We start from the raw sequence: 329 nt of genomic DNA, 5'->3' as shown, positions 1-329 counted from the left end.
GCGGGCCCGGGCCGCCGAGGCCGTGCTGCGGGGCGGGCCCGCGACCGAGGAGACCTTCGCCCGCGCGGCCGAGGCCGAACTCTCCGCGGCCCGACCGCTCCGCGACAACGGGTTCAAGGTCACCCTCGCCCGCAACCTGGCCGTCGGCGCCCTCACCGAACTGACCGGCCGGGCAGGCCGGTCCGGCTGAACCGAGCGATCCGCACACCCCGACGAACCGAGGACTTCCGCCATGAGCCACGCCCCCCAGCCGCTGGGCGAACCCGTCGTCCGCCGCGAGGGCCGGGAGAAGGTCACCGGCACCGCCCGTTACGCCGTGGAGCACCACC

Annotated in this window: 1 pseudogene; it reads left to right on the top strand. The window is 76.6% G+C overall.

What is annotated here, in order from left to right:
• Positions 1 to 190: pseudogene (locus tag IH13_RS42645) on the top strand (xanthine dehydrogenase family protein subunit M); the annotation flags it as partial.
• Positions 191 to 329 lie beyond the last annotated feature (139 nt).

The sequence above is a fragment of the Streptomyces sp. NRRL WC-3549 genome (genome assembly GCF_000721935.1).
GTDB lineage: Bacteria > Actinomycetota > Actinomycetes > Streptomycetales > Streptomycetaceae > Streptomyces.
This window is presented reverse-complemented; position numbering and strand designations above follow the sequence as displayed.